The 18,498-nt window shown below is 53.8% G+C and carries 18 protein-coding genes and 1 riboswitch; of the genes, 17 read left to right on the top strand and 1 reads right to left on the bottom strand.

Translation table 11 applies throughout. From position 1 onward, the window contains the following. The 5 genes from Q8Q08_09720 to Q8Q08_09700 all read left to right on the top strand — a co-directional run bounded on the left by Q8Q08_09720 (position 1) and on the right by Q8Q08_09700 (position 7,383). Entirely contained in the window at positions 1-1,476 is a 1,476-nt protein-coding gene (locus Q8Q08_09720) for a serine protease (protein ID MDP2654296.1), read from the top strand. Positions 1,477-1,725: 249 nt separating this feature from the next. Continuing rightward, positions 1,726-2,937, top strand: coding sequence for a hypothetical protein (locus Q8Q08_09715; GenBank protein ID MDP2654295.1), 1,212 nt, complete (start codon positions 1,726-1,728; stop codon positions 2,935-2,937). Between the two features lie 40 nt (positions 2,938-2,977). Continuing rightward, the gene (locus Q8Q08_09710) at positions 2,978-3,625 is read left to right on the top strand and encodes a hypothetical protein (protein MDP2654294.1); all 648 of its coding nucleotides are present in this window, start codon (positions 2,978-2,980) and stop codon (positions 3,623-3,625) included. 95 nt (positions 3,626-3,720) lie between these two features. Further along, complete coding sequence (locus tag Q8Q08_09705) at positions 3,721-4,527, top strand: hypothetical protein (protein MDP2654293.1); 807 nt, start codon at positions 3,721-3,723, stop codon at positions 4,525-4,527. Between the two features lie 12 nt (positions 4,528-4,539). Then, a complete protein-coding gene (locus tag Q8Q08_09700; GenBank protein ID MDP2654292.1) occupies positions 4,540-7,383 on the top strand; it encodes an SdrD B-like domain-containing protein in 2,844 nt (947 codons plus the stop codon). 2 nt (positions 7,384-7,385) lie between these two features. Here the strand turns inward: Q8Q08_09700 and Q8Q08_09695 are convergent, their stop codons facing one another. After that, on the bottom strand, positions 7,386-7,628 hold the full coding sequence (locus tag Q8Q08_09695) for a hypothetical protein (GenBank protein MDP2654291.1): 243 nt from the start codon (positions 7,626-7,628) through the stop codon (positions 7,386-7,388). A gap of 28 nt (positions 7,629-7,656) precedes the next feature. Next, positions 7,657-7,744, bottom strand: a riboswitch (cyclic di-GMP riboswitch). A 190-nt stretch (positions 7,745-7,934) separates the two neighbouring features. On the opposite strand from Q8Q08_09695, the gene glpE reads away from it, so the two are divergent. From glpE to Q8Q08_09635, 12 genes are all read left to right on the top strand, one after another. Then, positions 7,935-8,270: a thiosulfate sulfurtransferase GlpE gene (glpE, locus tag Q8Q08_09690; GenBank protein ID MDP2654290.1), complete on the top strand. Its 336-nt coding sequence runs from the start codon at positions 7,935-7,937 to the stop codon at positions 8,268-8,270. A gap of 48 nt (positions 8,271-8,318) precedes the next feature. Next, complete coding sequence (locus Q8Q08_09685) at positions 8,319-9,566, top strand: PQQ-dependent sugar dehydrogenase (protein ID MDP2654289.1); 1,248 nt, start codon at positions 8,319-8,321, stop codon at positions 9,564-9,566. Next, positions 9,563-10,258 (top strand): HAD family phosphatase, encoded by a 696-nt coding sequence (locus tag Q8Q08_09680; protein ID MDP2654288.1) that lies wholly within the window; start codon positions 9,563-9,565, stop codon positions 10,256-10,258. Before Q8Q08_09685 ends, Q8Q08_09680 begins: the two co-directional genes overlap by 4 nt. Positions 10,259-10,269: 11 nt before the next feature. Further along, complete coding sequence (locus Q8Q08_09675) at positions 10,270-11,127, top strand: NAD(+)/NADH kinase (protein ID MDP2654287.1); 858 nt, start codon at positions 10,270-10,272, stop codon at positions 11,125-11,127. Beyond that, complete coding sequence (locus Q8Q08_09670) at positions 11,124-11,483, top strand: CbiX/SirB N-terminal domain-containing protein (protein MDP2654286.1); 360 nt, start codon at positions 11,124-11,126, stop codon at positions 11,481-11,483. Before Q8Q08_09675 ends, Q8Q08_09670 begins: the two co-directional genes overlap by 4 nt. Next, positions 11,480-12,544, top strand: coding sequence for an A/G-specific adenine glycosylase (gene mutY, locus Q8Q08_09665; protein ID MDP2654285.1), 1,065 nt, complete (start codon positions 11,480-11,482; stop codon positions 12,542-12,544). Before Q8Q08_09670 ends, mutY begins: the two co-directional genes overlap by 4 nt. A 76-nt stretch (positions 12,545-12,620) precedes the next feature. After that, positions 12,621-13,049, top strand: a complete 429-nt coding sequence (locus tag Q8Q08_09660; GenBank protein MDP2654284.1) for an Rrf2 family transcriptional regulator — start codon at positions 12,621-12,623, stop codon at positions 13,047-13,049. A gap of 46 nt (positions 13,050-13,095) precedes the next feature. Next, positions 13,096-14,007 carry an inorganic phosphate transporter gene (locus Q8Q08_09655; protein ID MDP2654283.1) on the top strand — a complete coding sequence of 304 codons (912 nt, stop codon included), beginning with the start codon at positions 13,096-13,098 and terminating at the stop codon, positions 14,005-14,007. Between the two features lie 7 nt (positions 14,008-14,014). Continuing rightward, complete coding sequence (gene cysK, locus Q8Q08_09650; protein ID MDP2654282.1) at positions 14,015-14,956, top strand: cysteine synthase A; 942 nt, start codon at positions 14,015-14,017, stop codon at positions 14,954-14,956. Between the two features lie 14 nt (positions 14,957-14,970). Next, positions 14,971-15,702: a phosphoadenylyl-sulfate reductase gene (locus tag Q8Q08_09645; protein ID MDP2654281.1), complete on the top strand. Its 732-nt coding sequence runs from the start codon at positions 14,971-14,973 to the stop codon at positions 15,700-15,702. An 81-nt stretch (positions 15,703-15,783) separates the two neighbouring features. Next, positions 15,784-16,665, top strand: a complete 882-nt coding sequence (gene cysD, locus Q8Q08_09640; protein ID MDP2654280.1) for a sulfate adenylyltransferase subunit CysD — start codon at positions 15,784-15,786, stop codon at positions 16,663-16,665. A gap of 1 nt (position 16,666) precedes the next feature. Continuing rightward, a complete protein-coding gene (locus Q8Q08_09635) occupies positions 16,667-18,472 on the top strand; it encodes a GTP-binding protein (protein ID MDP2654279.1) in 1,806 nt (601 codons plus the stop codon). Positions 18,473-18,498 lie beyond the last annotated feature (26 nt).

Raw genomic sequence — 18,498 nt, 5'->3', positions numbered from 1 at the left:
ATGAAAACTGGATTGAGAATCTTATTCTGTGTATTGTTCGCCATGGCGGCGGATGGCCGCGCCTCTGCGGAGGATGCCCGCGATGCGGTTGTCAAAATCTTTGTAACGGCCAATAAAATGGATTTTTACCGGCCCTGGCAGTCGAAGGGGATCCGGGCGGGCACAGGATCGGGATGCGTGATCGCCGGCAACAGGATCCTGACAAACGCGCACGTGGTTGCGGACAGTACGTTCATCCAGGTCCGCAAGGAGTCCGATCCCCGCAAATACACGGCCCGCCTCGAAGCTGTCGGTCATGATTGCGATCTGGCCATATTGAGCGTTGAAGACCCTGAATTCTTTAAGGGGATCAGGGCTCTGGAATTTGGAGCTTTGCCCAGCTTGCAGGATGCCGTGACCGCGCTCGGGTACCCGGCGGGAGGGGACAAGCTGTCCATCACGGAAGGCGTGGTGTCCCGCGTTGAAATCATTCCCTACACGCAGAGTTCCAAGAAGCTTCTGGCCGTTCAGATCGATGCCGCCATCAACCCCGGGAACAGCGGCGGGCCGGTGATCAAAGATGGGAAACTCATCGGCGTGGCCATGCAGGTCATGACGAACAGCCAGAATATCGGGTACATGATTCCCACCCCGATCATCGACCATTTTCTGAAGGACTGGGAGGATGGACAGTACGGTGGATTTCCTTCGCTGGGGATCGATTTCCATAACACCGAAAATAAGACGCTGCGCGCCTATTATAGCCTGGACCAGCAGAACGGCGGAGTGCTGGTGACGCGGGTTTATCCTTATTCCCCGGCGGCCGATGAATTGCGGGAGGGGGACGTCATCCTGGCGCTCGACGGCGTTCCCATCGCCGTGGACGGGACTTTTGAGTTCCGCAAGGGAGAGCGGCTGGAACTGTCCTATTTGATAGACCGGAATCCGGCCGGGCACACCATCGATATTTCTTTGATACGGCAGGGCAAGCCGGAAAAGAAATCCATTCTCCTCAAGTCTTATGCCGGCCTCGTCGCTCCCCCGAACTCTTTCAAGGAGCCGCCGTATTTCATTTATGGCGGACTTGTTTTCACGGTTTTGAGCAACGATCTGCTGGAATCCTGGGGCGCTCCGTGGTGGGAAAAGGCGCCGATCGACTTTTTAAATTATTTGATGGGAAAGGGGCGGCTGAACCCGGGAGAAAGAAAAGAAATCGTTGTCCTGCTGGAAGTCCTTCCTGACGACATCAATGTCGGGTATCACACGTACAGCAATGAAGTGCTCGCCCGCGTCAACGGAGAAAATTTCAAATCTTTTGAAGAATTTGTAAAGCTTTTGAACAACAATTCCCAGCCGTACACCATATTTGAAACTGACCAGAACGCGCGGATCATCCTTCGCAATGAAGGCGTGGGGGATGCGACCCGCAAAATTTTGCTTCGCAACCATATTCCCTCCCAGTATTCGACCGGCGTTGCGGCCTGGCTCGCGCAATAGACCCATTTACTCCACAGGCACGAAAAGACTTTATTTTCAGGGAATTAGGGCCATCAGTCATAATTTCTTGCCACTTCTCTGCTGTTTTGGTAGAATCATTCTGTGAAAGATATACTATTACTCATATTATTTCTTTATCTTGGGGTCTCACCAGCTTGTGCAGCTGTCAGCATCAGCGTCAATCCGCTCTCCGGAGGAAACAGCCTCAGATTTGGCCAGACGGAAATTTCTCCTCAGTCCAGCAAGGAAGTGCGGATCCGCGTTAACTCCGATGAAGGGGCACAATACCAGGTCTTTCAACGGCTCGCGGATTCGCTTGTCAACGAACGGGGCGTTTTTCCAGACCCCGGCGCTGTCCTGACCTATACTCTGATTGGGTCCAGCGCCCAGGGAACGCTCTATGACCAGGAAATGGTCAGCCTGGGGTTTTCCGAACAACTCCTGTATACCTCCAACGGGACCGGCGATGGCGATGCCTTCACGGTCATTTATTCCGTTGATCCTGTGAAAATCAAATCTGCCGGCAATTATGTCGGCCGGATCATTTACACTCTCCGTCCTGTCGGCGGCAGCTCGCAGGAAGAGGGGGTCCTGAACCTGTATATCTCCGCAACCGGGGAATTTCGGGTCGAGCATACGGTCTCATCAGGAGCTGGCGCGTTGCGCCTGGCCAGCGAAGGCCCCGGGATGCCCGGCGAATACATCCGAATCAGCTACGAGGGTAACATGAACCGCCATCTTCGCGTTTACCAGGAAATCGGCGAGCTTCCGGTTAATGATTTGAACAGGGAAATTTCTCCGAGTGCGATGCAATTTTGGGTCGAAGGCAGTTCCACGGGACAGTCCCATGTCCAGGAGCCCGCGGCGTTCAAGCGGGGCAAAACGCTCATTTACACATCGGACGCCGACCGGGACGAGATAAAGATTGCTTTCCGTCTGGATTCCGACGCGGTTGCCAAAGAGATTTCCGGAAATTACAGGGGTAAAATCAACCTGTCGGTTGAAACCGAAGACCGGGTTGAATTGATGCCGGTCGATCTGGACGTCGTGGTCCCGCCGGTTTTTAAAATGGACGTCGAGTTTCCCGAAGGAGGAATCCGTTTCGAGAGCCTCCTGCCGCATGAGGGGCCGCAGACCAGCCAGGCCAAGATTACCGTAAAATCCAATTTGGGCCGGCCTTACATGGTCAGCCAGATCGTCGGCGATAAATTGACTAACAAAGAGGGGAAAAAAATCGAGGAGAAAAATTTCCGATTTATGCTCCAGCCGGTCGAAGGCAGCCCCGGGACTGTGCAACATCCGGAGTTCTTTTCTGTCCCAATCGGAGAAGTCCCCATTTTTTATTCCGACCGGCAGGGTGGTTCGGCCGAGTTTTTTGTGATTTACCAACTGATTCCGTCTGCGAGCATGGAAGGGGGAGATTACGCGACATTGATAAAATATTCATTGGGGGAAATGTAAGCACAACAAAAACAAAGACAGGTAAAGGAGGATTGAAGTTATGAAAAAATTATTAATCCTTGGATTGCTGCTGGCCTTTTCAGCGCTGCCGATCTCATCGGTCAGCCAGGCCGATCAGGTGTCGTTCACCGTCAGCGCGAACGTCCCTGCCGCGACCGGAGTGGCCATCACCCCGTTTGTCGTCAATACGGCCAACCCGAATAATGCGACCCCGGTGGCCGGAACGACGCTGGATTTTGGGACCCTGCAGTATGACGCCCAAAACGGGATATACCGGCCGAGCGTGTTCTTTTACGTTGACGTCACGGGCACAGGCGGGGCGGGTAATCCGGATGTCACGGCGACGTATACCGAAACTGTGGCCGGAAATCCCAACTCAGTTCTGGGAAAAAACGGTTTGGGGAAAAAGGGGACCGCGACCTTTACCAAGGTGACATTCGGCGCGCTGCCCGCAGACACGGTGGTGACGGGCCTGCAGTCGCACGGTCCTAAAAAGACCTTGTCCAATGTCAATGAAACGATCAATGAAACCGAGCTTGCGGGAGGAATCCTGCGGATATACCTCGGACTTGCGGACCTGAATTCCCAGGCGACCTTTGTCGATCCGTCGGACGCAGAAGTTTTCACCAACACCGATCAGCCAGGAGATTACTTCGGGACATTGCTGGTTTCTGCGACGATCGATTAAGGGACAGAAAGACACCGGGAGGGGCGGAAAAACGGTTCTCTCCCGGTGTCTTTCATTTCATCGCCCAGGATGTCCACGTTTGAGAGGAATGCAATATGAAAATCCAAGTGGTATGCCTGCTCGGCATGATCGGGATGGTGGTCTGCACACAGCCTGCGTTAGCCCAAATTTTGGTGGAACAAGGCAAAATTTCTGAAACCGTTGCGCCGGGGGGGACCCATGCCGGCGTCATTGCGGTCCACAATACGGCTGACCAGCCGATCCGCGTCAAAGCTTATTTGGAAGACTTTCAATATCAGCCTCCCTTTGACGGGAAGAAACTTTTTTCTCCAGCCGGGGCAGCCCCTCGTTCCATCGCAAAATGGTTCCGCTTTCTGCCCACGGAATTTGATTTACCCCCTTACGGAAAAAAAGAGATCCACTTTACCGCGAAACTCCCGCCGGACGCGAAGGGCGGGTATTACGGGGTCCTGTTTTTTGAAAAAACGGAGCAAAATCTTAAAGACGTCACCGGCGTCAACATTATCACGCGCGTCGGGACATTATTGTTTTTTGAATCCCAAGACAAAAAGAAAAAATCTCATGTCGGAAATTTAACGGCCAAAGGGAATGCCGTTGCCGGGATTTTCAAGAACGGCGGCGACATCATCATGATCCCGCAGGGCACCTATTTTGTCCTGGACGGGGAAGGGGTCCCCGTGGACCGGGGCGAAATTTCGAAATTCTACCTGCCGCCGTTGGAAAGCGCGGCGTTCTCAATTCCGCTGGCCAAAGAATTAACCCAGGGACAATATTCTCTTGTGATCACCTTTGATTTAGGCGAAGGGGACAGCGTGGTGAAGGAGTTGGATGTTCGCAAGAATTCCGATGATTCCATGACCATTTTGCAAGAGAGAGACTGATGGAATGCCTTGATGCGATCTCCTCTGATTTTGGTGTGCGCCTGTTGGCTCGCCGTTTGCTGCGTTGCCTCAGCCGTCGAAACCGCTGACCCGTCGCAAGATTCCAGCTATGACCTGCTGATCGATCTTGGGCGCCGCGCTCTCTCGTCCGGCGAGTATGACGATGCGTCCGGGTATTTCCTTCGCGCCAAAGAAAAAGACCCTTCCCGTCCAGAATCCTCATATTACCTCGGTCTCATTGGCCGTGTTCAAAAGCGTCAATCCGCCGTGGTTGTTTTGGGCGAGGATGGGACTTTGACCCTTCCATCCATTGGCAAGGGGAACCCCCTGTCCCCCGGGCCCGTCAAGACAACGTCGCGGGATGAGCTCATCGAAAAACGCCTGCGCCAGGAAAGCTTGGCGCAAAAAAACCGCGAACGCCGCCTCCCGGAATCAAAATCTTCAACCCCCGTTGTCCCTGCTCAGCCCGCGGCCGCAACAAAAATCGCCCCGTCAAGATCTGAACGGACAATCCTCATGGACGACCTTTTGTGGGCAAGCCAGCCTAAGACTCAGATCCAATTGGAAAAGGATCATTACATTGTCCTGGAGGGAAGCACGATTGATCGTTTTTTGGTGTTGAATCCGAATACCATCGCCGTCGAACGGCTGGACCGGCACCACATCAAGGTGGCGGCCGTCAACCGGGGAACGACGTTTCTCCATGTCTGGGACGACCGCGGCCGCTGGACCTTTCATATTGAGGGGCTCTTTCCGCAAATCAAGCTGCCTGTGCCGCCAGGGACCGAGCCGACCTCTGTGACGCGAGGACGCCCTTTTAAATTGGCTTATGCCTCCAACTGGAGTTCCTTTTACACAGGCCCCAACGCGAAAGAGATGGAACGCCAAAATTTAAGTTATACCCAGTGGCTGGGTCTGTACGGCTACACGCCTTATGGCGATGTCGACGCGTTCAGCCAATTCACCAAATTCCAGGAATCCACGGAAGTCACGGGGTATGGGGCAGGGCTCACGGACGGCCGGGTGGGACCGTTCGAAAAATTCACTCTCTGGGGGTGGGATACGTCTAAACGGTTTTCGACGTTAACACTGCCGGGTAAATATTTCCGGGGGGTTTTGTGGGACGCGTATGCATTTGACGAAACAATCAATTACACCTATCTCAAAGGCCGTGACAGGTCTATCTTCACGTTCGTCAGCCCGGATTTAGTCGAAGAGAAAAATTCCTACATTGAAGGCGGCCAGATAACCTTTTTTCCAAAGGGCGATCACCAATACGCCTTGAATTATGCTTCCGGTTATGGCGAGGCCAGGGAAAGTTTTCTCAAGGACAGGGTCTTTTCAGCAGAGACCCGGCATAAATTCAACAACTGGATCATCACCGGCGAGCAGGCTTATGACGAAGAGGATTACGGCCGGGTGGCCGGTGCGGAGTACGTCTCCGGGGACCTGGTTTTTCGAAGCCAATTCCGGGACATCGACCGGGATTTCGTGACGATCACCGGGGCCCCCGCGGGGAGAGGGGAAATCGGGGGGAACCTCGCGCTTAACTGGTCGCCAGGGAAGGTGGATTTTGAAAATTACATCGATATCTTCCAGGACCGCTTTCTTCCCAACCCGGCCAACCCGGATGCTTTGAATTATGACATGAACACATCGATACTCCTTCCTCTGGGCGGGACATCCAGCATCAGAAATTCGGCCTTTTTCACGGACACGCCGGGCCTTATTTCGCCCCGCCGTAGTTTCAGGGATTCGTTGACTTACTCGAGGAGCTTCGAGGTTTTAGGAGGGCGCACACTGTCCGCTTATTTAGGGGGCACGTATCAACGCAACCGGTTTCAAATCGCCTCCTCATCGGATTATGACCGACGGGGGGTGACGTCCGGCTTAAGGCTGGGGATCATCAAGAATTTGCACTATTTTATCGGCTATGATTATGACTGGGTCGAAGAAATCGCCACAGGAGAGGTCACCAACCCCAATGTCATCACCACCGGTCTGAATTACTCCCACCGGATCACAAAATACGTTTCCGGCCACTGGGGAATCTCGTACCGGAATGAGGAAGAGGCCGGCGGAAATTTCAGTTTTCTCGCTGGTGAAGACAGCTGGACCGGCAATGTCGGACTGACCTTCAGCCCGAAGCCGGATGTTCAGGTCTTTGCCGATGGCCGCATCCGGGATGTCATCGCGGAAAACGCCGGGGGGAGTGATTTTACCGAGGGAGACATCCGGCTCGGGCTGCGGAGCACCTGGGACCTTCCCATCCGCTGGGACCGGTCAGGCATGATTTACGGGGTCGTCTTCAAGGATATCAACAATAACGGGCGAATGGAGAAAGGGGAGGACGGGATCCCCGGCATCCGCTTGAGAATCGGCGATATTGAAACAGTCACGGACGAACATGGGGAATATTTTGTCTCGGTCAAGGCGCAGGAGGTGGTTGTGTCCGTCGACATGGAGAGCGTCCCCCCCGGGGCCCTGGTGAAGGACGCATTGACTCAGCGTGTGGAGATTAAACACCAAAAAATCCAAACTGTGAATTTCGCCCTGAACACAAGATCCGGTCTATACGGGGTTGTCTACGTCGATCAAAATGGCAACGGCCGGCTGGATCCGAAAGATATTTTTATCCCGCGCGTCAAGATCACGCTCAACAAACGGGACAGCGTTTACACCGATTTCAGCGGGACCTATCTTTTCGAGAATATCCCACCGGGCCGATACACGGTCGATATCGACCTGAACACGATCCCCATCCAATACATGCCAAAAATCAAATTGTCGAATCGCATCGAAGTGAAGGAGGGAACGGTCTATCCCTTGCATGTCCCGTTGCGCGAGAAGAAGTAAAACTACTTCATCGCAACGGACTGCAGGATGACCGGGTGGTCATTCCGGAGCGTTTTCTCCACTGTCATTTCCTGCTTGGTGTCGGAGCTGGCCGTTGCCATGACCGCGCCGGCCGGCTGAGAGGCGACGGAAGGCGGAATCCTCACATGGATCTTGAGGGCAACAGATTTGCTCGCAGCTTGGACGGGAAGGCAGGCAGACAAGAAGAAAAAGAGGAAGATTGTAAAACAGAAGATATTTTTCATGGCTTTACGGAACCCGTCCTTTGCGGGTTACGGCGGCCTGACTGCCATATCCGGTGACCCGGACTTAGGCTCAAGGCTTTGTCGGCTCTGCGTCCGCAGAACCGCCCTGTGGTGGAGACCACCACAGGGGCCCCATCCTTTCGGATGGTTTACCTTTTAATGCCGGTTTAAGTATAGCACACGCCCACCTGGGAATGCCAATTCCTGCCATTGGAAACTGTGATGATTGTCTTGCTGAAGTTCCCGTTTTTTAGTATGATAAGCCTTGAATTTACAACAATTTACATGATTTGAAAGAAGAACTCTATGCCGGCCCAGTCCATCGATGTTCAAAGCGCAAAAAACATGATCAAAAATGGTCAGGTGTTGGTTGTGGATATCCGCGATCCCAGGACTTACAGCGAAGGACACCTGCCAGGGGCCCTGTCCGTGGGTCCGCAATCAGTCAAAGAATTCATGACTCAGGCGGACCGGAATAAGCCGCTGATCTGTTATTGTTATCACGGAATCAGCAGCCAGTCCGCGGCAGAATATTTTTTTCAAAACGGGTTCAAAACAGTTTACAGTCTGACAGGCGGGTACGAGGCCTGGGTCGCCGAGCATCAAGTGATTTTAGAGGACTTAGGTGACGGCGGTCAGTAGCCCAAGGGATTGTCTGTCTCTGATCCGGAGGGAAACAGGGTTGCGCCTATGACTCGTAAAAGATTATGCGTAGTGACAGCCCTCGGCCTTTTATTTCTGGCGGCCGTGGTGATGTCTCTGGCGGGTCCCTGGAGCAATCTCGGGTACCGGCTGGGGCGGTTATGGCGCGCAGAGAGAGTATCCGGGATCATTCCGCTGGAGGCCTTCCCGCACCTGACCTTTGAGCAACCCGTGGACCTGCAGCATTCGCCTGATGGCAGCGACCGGTTGTTTGTCGTTGAACAAAAGGGCATGATCCGGGTTTTTCAAAATATCCCGGCCACAAAATCAACGGCTGCTTTTTTGGACATCCGCGACAGGGTCTTTGCCGGACACATGGAAGAAGGCCTGCTGGGGCTTGCGTTTCATCCGCAATACCGGACAAATGGTCTTTTTTATGTTTATTATTCCGCAAAAGATCCGCGCAGGAGCGTTTTGGCAAGATTCCAACGCTCGGCTTCTAATCCGGTGCAAGCGGATATTCAGAGTCAAAGCATCATCCTGGAGGTCCCGCAGCCGTATGGCAATCACAATGGCGGACAGATTGCTTTCGGGCCGGACGGATACCTTTATGTGGCGTTGGGGGACGGTGGCGGGAGCGGCGACCCCCATGGAAACGGGCAAAATTTAAAAACTCTGCTTGGGAAAATTTTACGCATCGATGTTGACCGGCCTGTTTCCGGCCGGGCCTATGGCATCCCGCCGGACAACCCGTTTGTCGGCCATGCTGTGGGGGGCAGGGAAGAGATTTACGCCTATGGCCTGCGCAATCCCTGGCGTTTCAGTTTTGATCCGCTCACAAAACAGCTTTGGGCCGGGGACGTGGGCCAGGACAAACCGCTGGAAGAAGTGAATATCATCCGGAAGGGAAAGAATTACGGTTGGAATATTCTAGAAGGCCGGGAGTGCTTTAACCCTCCGCAGGGGTGCTCCACTCTCGGACTTGAACTGCCGGTTTGGCAGTATACCAGCGACAAAGGCCGGTCCATCACCGGCGGGTATGTCTACCGGGGGAAAAAAATCCCCGGCTTATATGGCAAATACATTTACGCCGATTTTATGTCCGGCAATATCTGGGCTTTGGCGTCCGATGGGAAGAAAACAACGGTCAACAAGCTGATCCACGCAGACCCGGGTTTGTATATTTCTTCTTTTGGAGTTGATCAAGATCAGGAACTTTATTTTTGTTCCTTCAACGGGAATATTTATCGTCTTGCCGCTTCTCCTCAACAGGCCATGAAAGAATCAGAGAAATGATCGATTTGAAGAAAAATCAGGGCCGGCTGGATATCCAGGCGGTCGTTTTCGACATGGACGGCGTGATCACGCATACCATGCCGGACCATTTCAGGGCCTGGCGGGAAATCCTGGCCGCTGAGGGGGTCCACGTTTCTCACCACGATATTTACAGCCGCGAGGGGCAGCGCGGAATCACGAGTCTGCAGGAAATTTTCAGCGAGAAGGGCGTCGTTTATAGCCGCCGGACAGCCCAGCGGCTTCTGAGAGAAAAGGAAGAACTCTTCAAGTCCATTTCCAGGCAACGGTTTATTCCCGGCGCCAGGAATTTCATCCGCTCTCTACACCGCAGGGGGTATCGGTTGGGGCTCGTGACCGGCACCTCGAGGCACGAACTTCATCGAATCCTGCCGGATGCCCTCTATAAATTGTTTGACGTCACCGTCACCGGGGACGAAGTGGGCAACGGCAAACCACACCCGGAACCGTTTATAAAGGCCCTCCGGGAACTCGCCATCGATCCGCGACAGGCCATTGTGATCGAAAACGCTCCGTTTGGGATCGCGGCCGCAAAAGCGGCCGGACTCAAATGTCTGGCTTTGGAAACTTCGCTTCCGCGGGCCTATCTGCAGGATGCCGATCTCGTTTTTGAGTCGATCCGGGACCTCCAGGCCAGAATCCGCTTTCCCGGCAGAAGGGCAGGTCACGCGTGAGCCGCCATCCCATGAAAAATGTTTTGCTGCTTTACAAAAAAAGCACATACGCCCATTATTTTACCGATAAACGGGTCAAGTACAGCTGGATATCGCCGCGTTTCGACAACATGGCCCGCTTTCAGAGAACTCATATCCAGCATTACAGAACCATGACCGAGATAGAACAATATCTTCGAGTTAAGAAAATCTCCTATGTCGCTGAAATGCGGGGACGGATGATCGATTATTCCGGTTTTGATTTTGTCCTCACGGTCGGAGGGGACGGGACCTTTTTGGAGGCCGCCCAGCAGGTCACCCGCCAGTTGATCCTGGGGATCAATTCAGACCCGGTCTGGAGCGTGGGGCGGTTTTGCGCCGCCAACAGCCATACATTCCGGAAAGTCCTGGATTCCATTCTCTCCGGGAAATTCAGGACGCAAATCTTGAACCGGCTGAAAATGAAAATCCGGGACACAGGGGCCACATTCAACATCCTGAATGACGTCCTGGTGTGTCATGAGAATCCGGCGACGATGAGCCGGTACATTCTCAAAATCCGCGGGATCGGCGATGAGCACAGGAGTTCCGGCATCTGGATTTCTCCCGCCGCCGGTTCGACCGGGGCTATCCGCTCCGCCGGCGGAAAAATTCTGCCGCTGTTGAGCGACTGGTGGCAGTACATGCCCAGGGAACTCTATTATAAAACTGGGCAAACCCACAAGCTTCGGGGAGGCACCCTCACAGCACAGGACAGATTGACGCTGGTCTCGGCCATGAAAGACGGCGTGGCTTACGTGGACGGCAGCCATCTCAAGCATTCCCTGCGGCTGGGCGATGAGGTGACCATCCGCAAATCTTCCGAGCCTTTAAAAATGGTCCTGGCATGAAAGCCGTTCTCCTTGCTTCTCACGGGAGCTACTCTCCAAAAACCAAGCAGGAAATCATCACCCTGGCCCGTCGCCTGAAGCGCAGGAGCGGGCGCGGGATCGTCCGGTATGCTTTTCTTGAAATAGAATCCCCCAATATTCCGCACGGGATCGATCTCTGCGTCCAGGATGGCGCCACGGAAATCATCGTCCTTTTGAATTTCTTGAATTCAGGCAAGCACGCGGATCAGGATATCCCGAAGATCATCCGGAACGCGACCCTCCGCCACCCCGGGATAAAAATTCGCATGACCAAGCCTTTGGCGCATCATCCGCAATTCGTGAAATTTCTCGCAACGATGATCCGGCCATCATGAAATATCCATTAACACAGAAAAGTTTTTCCAGGCGTCTGATGCGGTGGTTCAGTGCCGCCGCCCGCGATCTGCCCTGGAGAAAAACCCGCGACCCTTACCGGATCTGGATTTCCGAAGTCATGCTGCAGCAGACAACCGTAACCACGGTCATTCCCTATTATGAGCGTTGGGTCAAAAAATTTCCCGATGTCCAAAGCGTGGCCCGCGCGCCTTTGCAGAAAATTTTGCGGACATGGCAGGGACTCGGGTATTATCAGCGGGCAAAAAATATCCGCAAATGCGCGCAAATCCTTTGCGAGCGTTTCCAGGGCCAACTGCCCGCCAGGCGGGATGATCTCCGATCGCTTCCGGGCTTCGGACCATACACTACGGGGGCGGTCTTGAGCATCGCGTTTGACCAGCGCCAGCCGATCATTGACGCCAATGTCCGGCGCGTGGTCATGCGGCTTTTGGCCTTGCAGGGGCAAGCCGGCACCCGGCATGATGCGGAAATCGTTTCCTATCTTGACCGGGTCATGCCGGCGCGCGGGAACCGTATTTTCAACCAGGCCATGATGGAACTGGGGGCCCTGGTGTGCCGGAGCCGGCAGCCGATGTGCCTGGCCTGTCCGGTGCGGATCGATTGCCGGGCGTATCAGGATGGAATTCAGGAAATGATCCCGACTCCGAAAAAAACCGTTTTGAAGAAAATTGACGCGGTCATCGCCGTGATTGAGAAAAACCACCGATTTTATATCCAAAAAAGGGATTCCCACGGGCTTTTTGCGGATCTTTGGGAGTTCCCTGGTGGAAAAATTGAAAAAGGGGAAACGCCGCAGGCGGCCCTGTCCCGTGAGGTGAGGGAGGAGCTGGGAATAAATGTATGCGGAGTCAGGCCATTGTTTACAACAGCGCATTTTTACACCCAATTCAAGGTGACTTTGCATGTCATGTCCTGCCGGGTGAAGCAGGATCCTGTGCACGATGAGACCCATCGATGGGTTTCCCGGAATCGCCTTACCCATTATCCCATGCCATCGGGCAGCGCAAAGATTGTCGATCGCCTGCTGAAAATGGCTTGACATATTTTCGATTTGTGGTATTCTTACCATGTTGATTTACTTAGTAACTATAAACGCACACAAAGGATGAAACAACATGAAAATTTCAGCGAGAACAGATTATGCGTGCCGGGCCTTGCTCGAACTGTCATTGCATTGGCCCAGCCCGACGCCATTACAAATCAACGCCATCGCGGAAAAACAAAAAATTCCTATCAAATTTTTGACTCAGATTTTAATCGGTCTCAAACAACTCGGTCTGGTGGAAAGCGTCCGGGGAAAAAAGGGGGGGTATATGTTATCAAAACCTCCGCAGGATATCCGCTTGAGCGAAGTTGTCAAAAGCTTTACCCAAAGCGGGGTCCGGAATCAGGCCAGGGGCCAGAAACAGCCCCAGACCGATGTCTTCAATGCCATTTGGAAAGAGATCGACGAGGCGACATGGAAGATCATGGACAACGTCAATTTCGGCGACATCGTCAAGCGCGACCGCAGTCTCAACAAAGTCCCGATGTTCGATATTTGACATGGGCTGGATTATTTTCCCATTGGCCGTTTTTTTTGCCCTGAACATGGGGGCATCAAGTTTTGCTGCTTCCATGTCGGCCGCGTGCGGCAGCGGAGCTTTAAATCGACGATCTGCAAGGATCTGGTATATCTTGTTGGTTGTCGCCGGAGCTGTCCTTTGCGGCACAGCGGTCTCAAAGACCCTTGGGAAGGGACTGATTCCTGTCGATCTTGTCAGCCCAAAGGTCGTCTTGGTCATTCTTATCGCGGCTTCGGCCAGTATATTTTCAGCGAATCTTATGCAGGTCCCCCAGTCGACATCGTTATCAACGGTTTCGGCGATTTGCGGGATAGGGTTGTATTATTCGCAACTCAATTATGAAAAAATATATTTTTTGGCCGGCTCCTGGGTCGCAACAACCGCCATAAGTTTTCTTTTGATGTTTTTGGCCATGCGGTTGATGTATCCTCCGCGAAACCGTAATTTTTGGATCTACGAAAAAATCGTGCAGCATCAGAACCGCTTGAAGCAATTTGTCGTGCTCTCGAGCTTTTATAAGGCTTTTGCACAGGGGACCAACAATGTCGCCAATGTTGTCGGCCCGCTGTCCGCGGCGGGATACGTCAGCACCACAGGCGGACTTTTATTCATGGGAATCATCTTTGGCTTTGGTTCATTGGTCCTTAACGGGCCGCTGAAAACGATGAGTGAAAGAATTGTCCCTTTGGGGATGCTTTCGGCGACGATGATTAACCTTGTCGCCGGGACCGTCACGATTACAGCGTCGCTCTTGGGAATACCACTGCCCGCCATCATAATTTATACGACGGCCGTTTTAACCATCGGCGTCATCAAGGACGGCCCGGAAACCACGTTTGATAATCCCATGACCCGCAAGACCCTTTTGACCTGGGGAGTCAATCCGTTGGTCACCTTAGGGATGAGTTATTTTCTGGCTACCGTCATTTTAAAGTGAGGACTTGATGGCGACAACGGCGCGTAAAATTTTGGATTCGGTCCTGGAATTGATAGGGGAGACGCCCCTGGTCAGGCTTAACCGGATTTCACGGGAATGCCCCGGCGTTGAAATCATCGCCAAAGTTGAGGCCTGCAATCCCGGCGGCAGCGTTAAGGACAGGGCTTGCCTTTCCATGCTGGAGGACGCGGAGGCCAAAGGAACATTGAAAAAGGGAGCCACCATCATCGAACCCACCAGCGGCAACACGGGGATCGGCCTGGCCATGATTTGCGCCGTGAAAGGATATCGTTGCATCCTGACGATGCCGGAGGCCATGAGTCTGGAACGGATTTACCTGCTGCGGTTATACGGGGCGGAAGTGATTTTAACCCCGGCCCGGGACGGCATTCAGGGCGCCATCCGAAAAAGCGAGGAATTGCACAAGAAAATCCCAAACAGTTTCGTGCCACGGCAATTTGAGAACGACGCGAATCCCGCCGCTCACCGCATGACCACGGCTGTGGAAATCTGGGACGCCTGTGGAGGGCGGATAGATGCCGTGGTCTCTGGCGTAGGAACGGGCGGGACCATCACCGGACTGGGAGAGGTGTTTAAAAAAAGGGACGCGAAGATTAAAATTATCGCCGTTGAACCCAAGACCAGCGCGGTTTTGTCCGGACAAAAGGCCGGGAGGCATAATATTCAGGGAATCGGAGCAGGATTTATTCCCGTCATTTTGAACCGGTCCATCATCGACCGTGTCATTCCGGTGGATGATAAAGAGGCGTTCCAAATGACGCGGCGGCTGGGAAAAGAGGAGGGCTTGAGCGTCGGCATCTCCGGGGGAGCGGCGATGGTGGCCGCTGTTCAGGTGGCCCGCGGCTTGCCGAAAGGTGCGCGAGTCATCGTGATTCTGCCGGATACAGGGGAAAGGTATTTTTCGATTGAACAGTATTTTTTGGCGTGACCAAGGTGTCCGGAATGCATGAAAAACTGATCAAAGAATTTTGCCAGAAAACCGAAGGCCTAAAGGCCCCGGAGATCATCCGGCTGGCCGACCAGGAGTTCGGTCGCAGGGTCAGCTTTGCGTCAAGCCTCGGGGAAGAAGACCAGGTGATCACGGACATAATCGCCGGGATCGCGCCCCAGATGGAAATTTTCACCCTGGATACCGGCCGGCTTTTTCCGGAAACGTACGACCTGATCGCCAAAACCCAGAAGCGCTATCCGATGCCGTTCAAAATTTATTATCCTGAGACCACTGCCGTGCAGGAGATGGTGAAATCCAAAGGCATCAATCTTTTTTATGAAAGCGTGGAAAACCGGAAATTGTGCTGCGGAATACGGAAAGTGGAACCGCTCCGGCGGGCATTGGCTGGCGTGGACGCGTGGATCTGCGGTTTACGGCGGGGGCAGTCCGTCACGCGCAGCCAGGTGGATGTTTTTGAGTGGGACGAACAAAATATGAAAATCAAGGTCAATCCGCTGGCCCATTGGACCCTGGACGATGTCCGCGCGTACATTAACGCGCATCAGGTGGATGTCAGTCCGCTGCATGCCCTGGGATTTCTCAGCATCGGATGCTCATGCTGTACCCGCGCCGTCAAGCCGGGCGAGGATATACGCGCCGGACGCTGGTGGTGGGAGCAGCCTCAGCAGAAGGAATGCGGCCTGCACAACAACCCCAACCGTCCTCCTTTGAAGAAGACATAGCGCCCTTGTGGACCTCTTTCGAAAAGAAGGGCGAGAGGAAAGACTATGAATAAGGGAACAAAAAAGCAACCGGCTCATGTTGTGGATAAACTTGAAGCTCTCGAGTCCCAGAGCGTCTATATCCTGCGCGAGGCCTACCGGGAATTCAAAAGCCTTGCCATGCTTTGGTCTATCGGCAAGGACAGCACCGTTCTGCTTTGGCTGACGCGCAAGGCATTTTTTGGCCATGTGCCGTTTCCGCTCGTCCATATCGATACCAGCTATAAAATCCCGCAAATGATCCAATACCGGGATGAGCTGGCCCTGAAGTGGAAACTCAACATGGTGGTGGGACAGAACAAGGCCGCGCTGGAGGCCAAGCAAACGTTCCCTGACGGAAAATTGGACAGGATCGCCTGTTGCAAGGCCCTTAAGACGGACGCTTTAAAAAATACCCTGTCCGGAAACTGGCCGCGCTACCGGATGAATCACGCCACGGGCAAATATGACCTGGATACCAACACGGAGCCGTATACCGGCGTGATCGTCGGCGCTCGCGCGGATGAAGAAGGCAGCCGGTCGAAGGAAAGATACTTTTCGCCCCGTGACCGCAACAGCGATTGGGACGTCGGCGACCAGCCGCCGGAACTCTGGAACCAGTTCAAGACCGACTTCGCCCCGGGGACGCATCTCCGCATCCATCCGTTGCTGGACTGGACCGAGCTCAATATTTGGGAATACATCGAGAAGGAGAATATCCCGATTGTCGATTTGTACTTCGACAAAGGCGAAGGGAAGCGTTATCGTTCCCTGGGGTGCTATCCCTGCACATTTCCGGTCCAATCCACCGCAAAAAATGTGCGCGAAATCGTGAAAGAGCTTCGGACAGGGAAATTCAAGAATGTCGCCGAACGTTCCGGCCGCGCCCAGGACAAGGAAGACGGCGGAGGGCTGGAAACCCTGCGTAAAGAAGGGTACATGTAAAATGGCCGAAGTTGTCAGAGATCAGATGAATGTGGTCATCGTGGGTCATGTGGACCACGGCAAAAGCACGGTCATCGGCCGACTCCTCGCGGACACGGGGTCGTTGCCGGAGGGCAAGCTGGAGGAAATCAGGGCCCGTTGCCTTCGCAGCGCCAGGCCGTTTGAATATGCCTTCCTGTTGGACGCCCTCAAGGATGAACAGTCCCAGGGGATCACGATCGACACGGCGAGGTCCTTTTTCAAGTCGGGGAAAAGGGACTACATCATCATTGATGCCCCGGGGCATATTGAATTCCTTAAAAACATGATCACCGGCGCGGCCCGCGCCGAAGCCGCCCTGCTGGTTATTGACGCGCACGAAGGCATCCGGGAAAATTCAAAACGTCACGGATACATGCTGTCGTTTCTCGGCATCAAGAATGTGGCCATCTGCGTCAACAAGATGGATCTGGTCGGATATGACCAAAAAATTTTTGAGGCCATTAAAACGGAATATTCCCGGTTTCTCTCCGAAATCAATCTCCCGGCGCAGCATTTTATTCCCATCGCGGCGCGGGAGGGCGACAATATTGCCGGGTTATCCTCCCGGATGCCCTGGCACCGCGGACCGTTTGTCCTGGACGCGCTCGATCGTTTTGTCAAAGCCGCGGCCAAGGATGAACAGCCGTTACGCATGCCTGTCCAGGACATTTACAAATTCACCGCGCAGGGAGATGACCGCCGTATCGCGGCCGGCCGGGTCGAAAGCGGGACCATCAAGGTCGGGGACGAGGTTATTTTCCTGCCCTCACAAAAGAAAAGCCGCGTATCCAGCGTGGAAAGTTTCAACACCCCTCCCAAGACCGAGGCGTTTGCCGGGATGAGCACGGGCGTTTGCCTGGAAACGCAGATTTATATCCGGCCAGGCGAGATCCTGTGCAAGGCCTCGGAAAAATTGCCGCAGGTCAGCACCAAATTCAAGGCCAGTATTTTTTGGCTGGGAAAACAGCCGCTGGTGAGGGGAAGAACCTATAAATTGAAAATCACGACCCAGCAAGTCCCTGTGGTGGTGGCCGAAATCCTGGGGGTCATGAATGCATCCGAGCTGTCCTCATCGCTGAAGGACCACGTCAACCGTCATGAAGTGGCGGAATGCGTCCTGGAAACCCTGAAACCCGTGGCGTTTGACGTTGTCAGCGAAATGCCGGAAATCGGACGTTTTGTCATTGTCGACAACTATGAAATCTCCGGTGGAGGAATCATCGTTTCCCCGGTGTTCGACGAACAGACCGCCCTCAAACAGCACATCCGCAAACGCGAATTTGAATGGGAGCGAAGCGCCATCACGCCGGACAAACGGTCCCAAAAATACGACCACAAATCCGCCTTCATCATTCTGACCGGCCAGATCGACACCGGAAAGCAAAAGATCGCCAAGGCCCTGGAGGAATCCCTTTTCAACCTGGGCAAGTTCACGTACTTCCTTGGCCTTTCCAACCGCCTGTCCCTGACAACCGCTGACCGTCAGGACGCGACGATCGCTAAATTCGAACACCTGCAGCAACTGGGCGAGCTGGCCCACTTGATGACGGATGCGGGGCTGATTCTGATCACCAGCATTACGGATATTGATGAGTATGAAATTGAATTGCTGAGATCGCTCAATCAACCGAATAAAACCCTGGTTGTGGCCGTTGGGGAGGGGGATGCTCTGCAGAGCAAGGCTGACCTCACCCTGATGCCGAACGAAGAGACCGGTCCCGCCGTCCAAAAAATCGTTGATTTGCTCATCCGTTCGGTTGTCCTCGATCCGGAATATTTCATCTGAAGCGGTCCGTTTTCTTCAAATCCTTC

It is taken from the genome of Candidatus Omnitrophota bacterium (assembly GCA_030688425.1).
Lineage (GTDB): Bacteria > Omnitrophota > Gorgyraeia > Zapsychrales > JANLHA01 > JAUYIB01.
This window is presented reverse-complemented; position numbering and strand designations above follow the sequence as displayed.

Excerpts from the sequence above, each read along its gene's own strand:
- Q8Q08_09720 (MDP2654296.1), top strand. The coding sequence starts at position 1 with ATGAAAACTGGATTGAGAATCTTATTCTGTGTATTGTTCGCCATGGCG.
- Q8Q08_09710 (MDP2654294.1), top strand. The coding sequence starts at position 2,978 with ATGAAAAAATTATTAATCCTTGGATTGCTGCTGGCCTTTTCAGCGCTG.
- Q8Q08_09705 (MDP2654293.1), top strand. The coding sequence starts at position 3,721 with ATGAAAATCCAAGTGGTATGCCTGCTCGGCATGATCGGGATGGTGGTC.
- Q8Q08_09700 (MDP2654292.1), top strand. The coding sequence starts at position 4,540 with ATGCGATCTCCTCTGATTTTGGTGTGCGCCTGTTGGCTCGCCGTTTGC.
- Q8Q08_09695 (MDP2654291.1), bottom strand. The coding sequence starts at position 7,628 with ATGAAAAATATCTTCTGTTTTACAATCTTCCTCTTTTTCTTCTTGTCT.
- glpE (MDP2654290.1), top strand. The coding sequence starts at position 7,935 with ATGCCGGCCCAGTCCATCGATGTTCAAAGCGCAAAAAACATGATCAAA.
- Q8Q08_09685 (MDP2654289.1), top strand. The coding sequence starts at position 8,319 with ATGACTCGTAAAAGATTATGCGTAGTGACAGCCCTCGGCCTTTTATTT.
- Q8Q08_09680 (MDP2654288.1), top strand. The coding sequence starts at position 9,563 with ATGATCGATTTGAAGAAAAATCAGGGCCGGCTGGATATCCAGGCGGTC.
- Q8Q08_09675 (MDP2654287.1), top strand. The coding sequence starts at position 10,270 with ATGAAAAATGTTTTGCTGCTTTACAAAAAAAGCACATACGCCCATTAT.
- Q8Q08_09670 (MDP2654286.1), top strand. The coding sequence starts at position 11,124 with ATGAAAGCCGTTCTCCTTGCTTCTCACGGGAGCTACTCTCCAAAAACC.
- mutY (MDP2654285.1), top strand. The coding sequence starts at position 11,480 with ATGAAATATCCATTAACACAGAAAAGTTTTTCCAGGCGTCTGATGCGG.
- Q8Q08_09660 (MDP2654284.1), top strand. The coding sequence starts at position 12,621 with ATGAAAATTTCAGCGAGAACAGATTATGCGTGCCGGGCCTTGCTCGAA.
- Q8Q08_09655 (MDP2654283.1), top strand. The coding sequence starts at position 13,096 with ATGGGGGCATCAAGTTTTGCTGCTTCCATGTCGGCCGCGTGCGGCAGC.
- cysK (MDP2654282.1), top strand. The coding sequence starts at position 14,015 with ATGGCGACAACGGCGCGTAAAATTTTGGATTCGGTCCTGGAATTGATA.
- Q8Q08_09645 (MDP2654281.1), top strand. The coding sequence starts at position 14,971 with ATGCATGAAAAACTGATCAAAGAATTTTGCCAGAAAACCGAAGGCCTA.
- Q8Q08_09635 (MDP2654279.1), top strand. The coding sequence starts at position 16,667 with ATGGCCGAAGTTGTCAGAGATCAGATGAATGTGGTCATCGTGGGTCAT.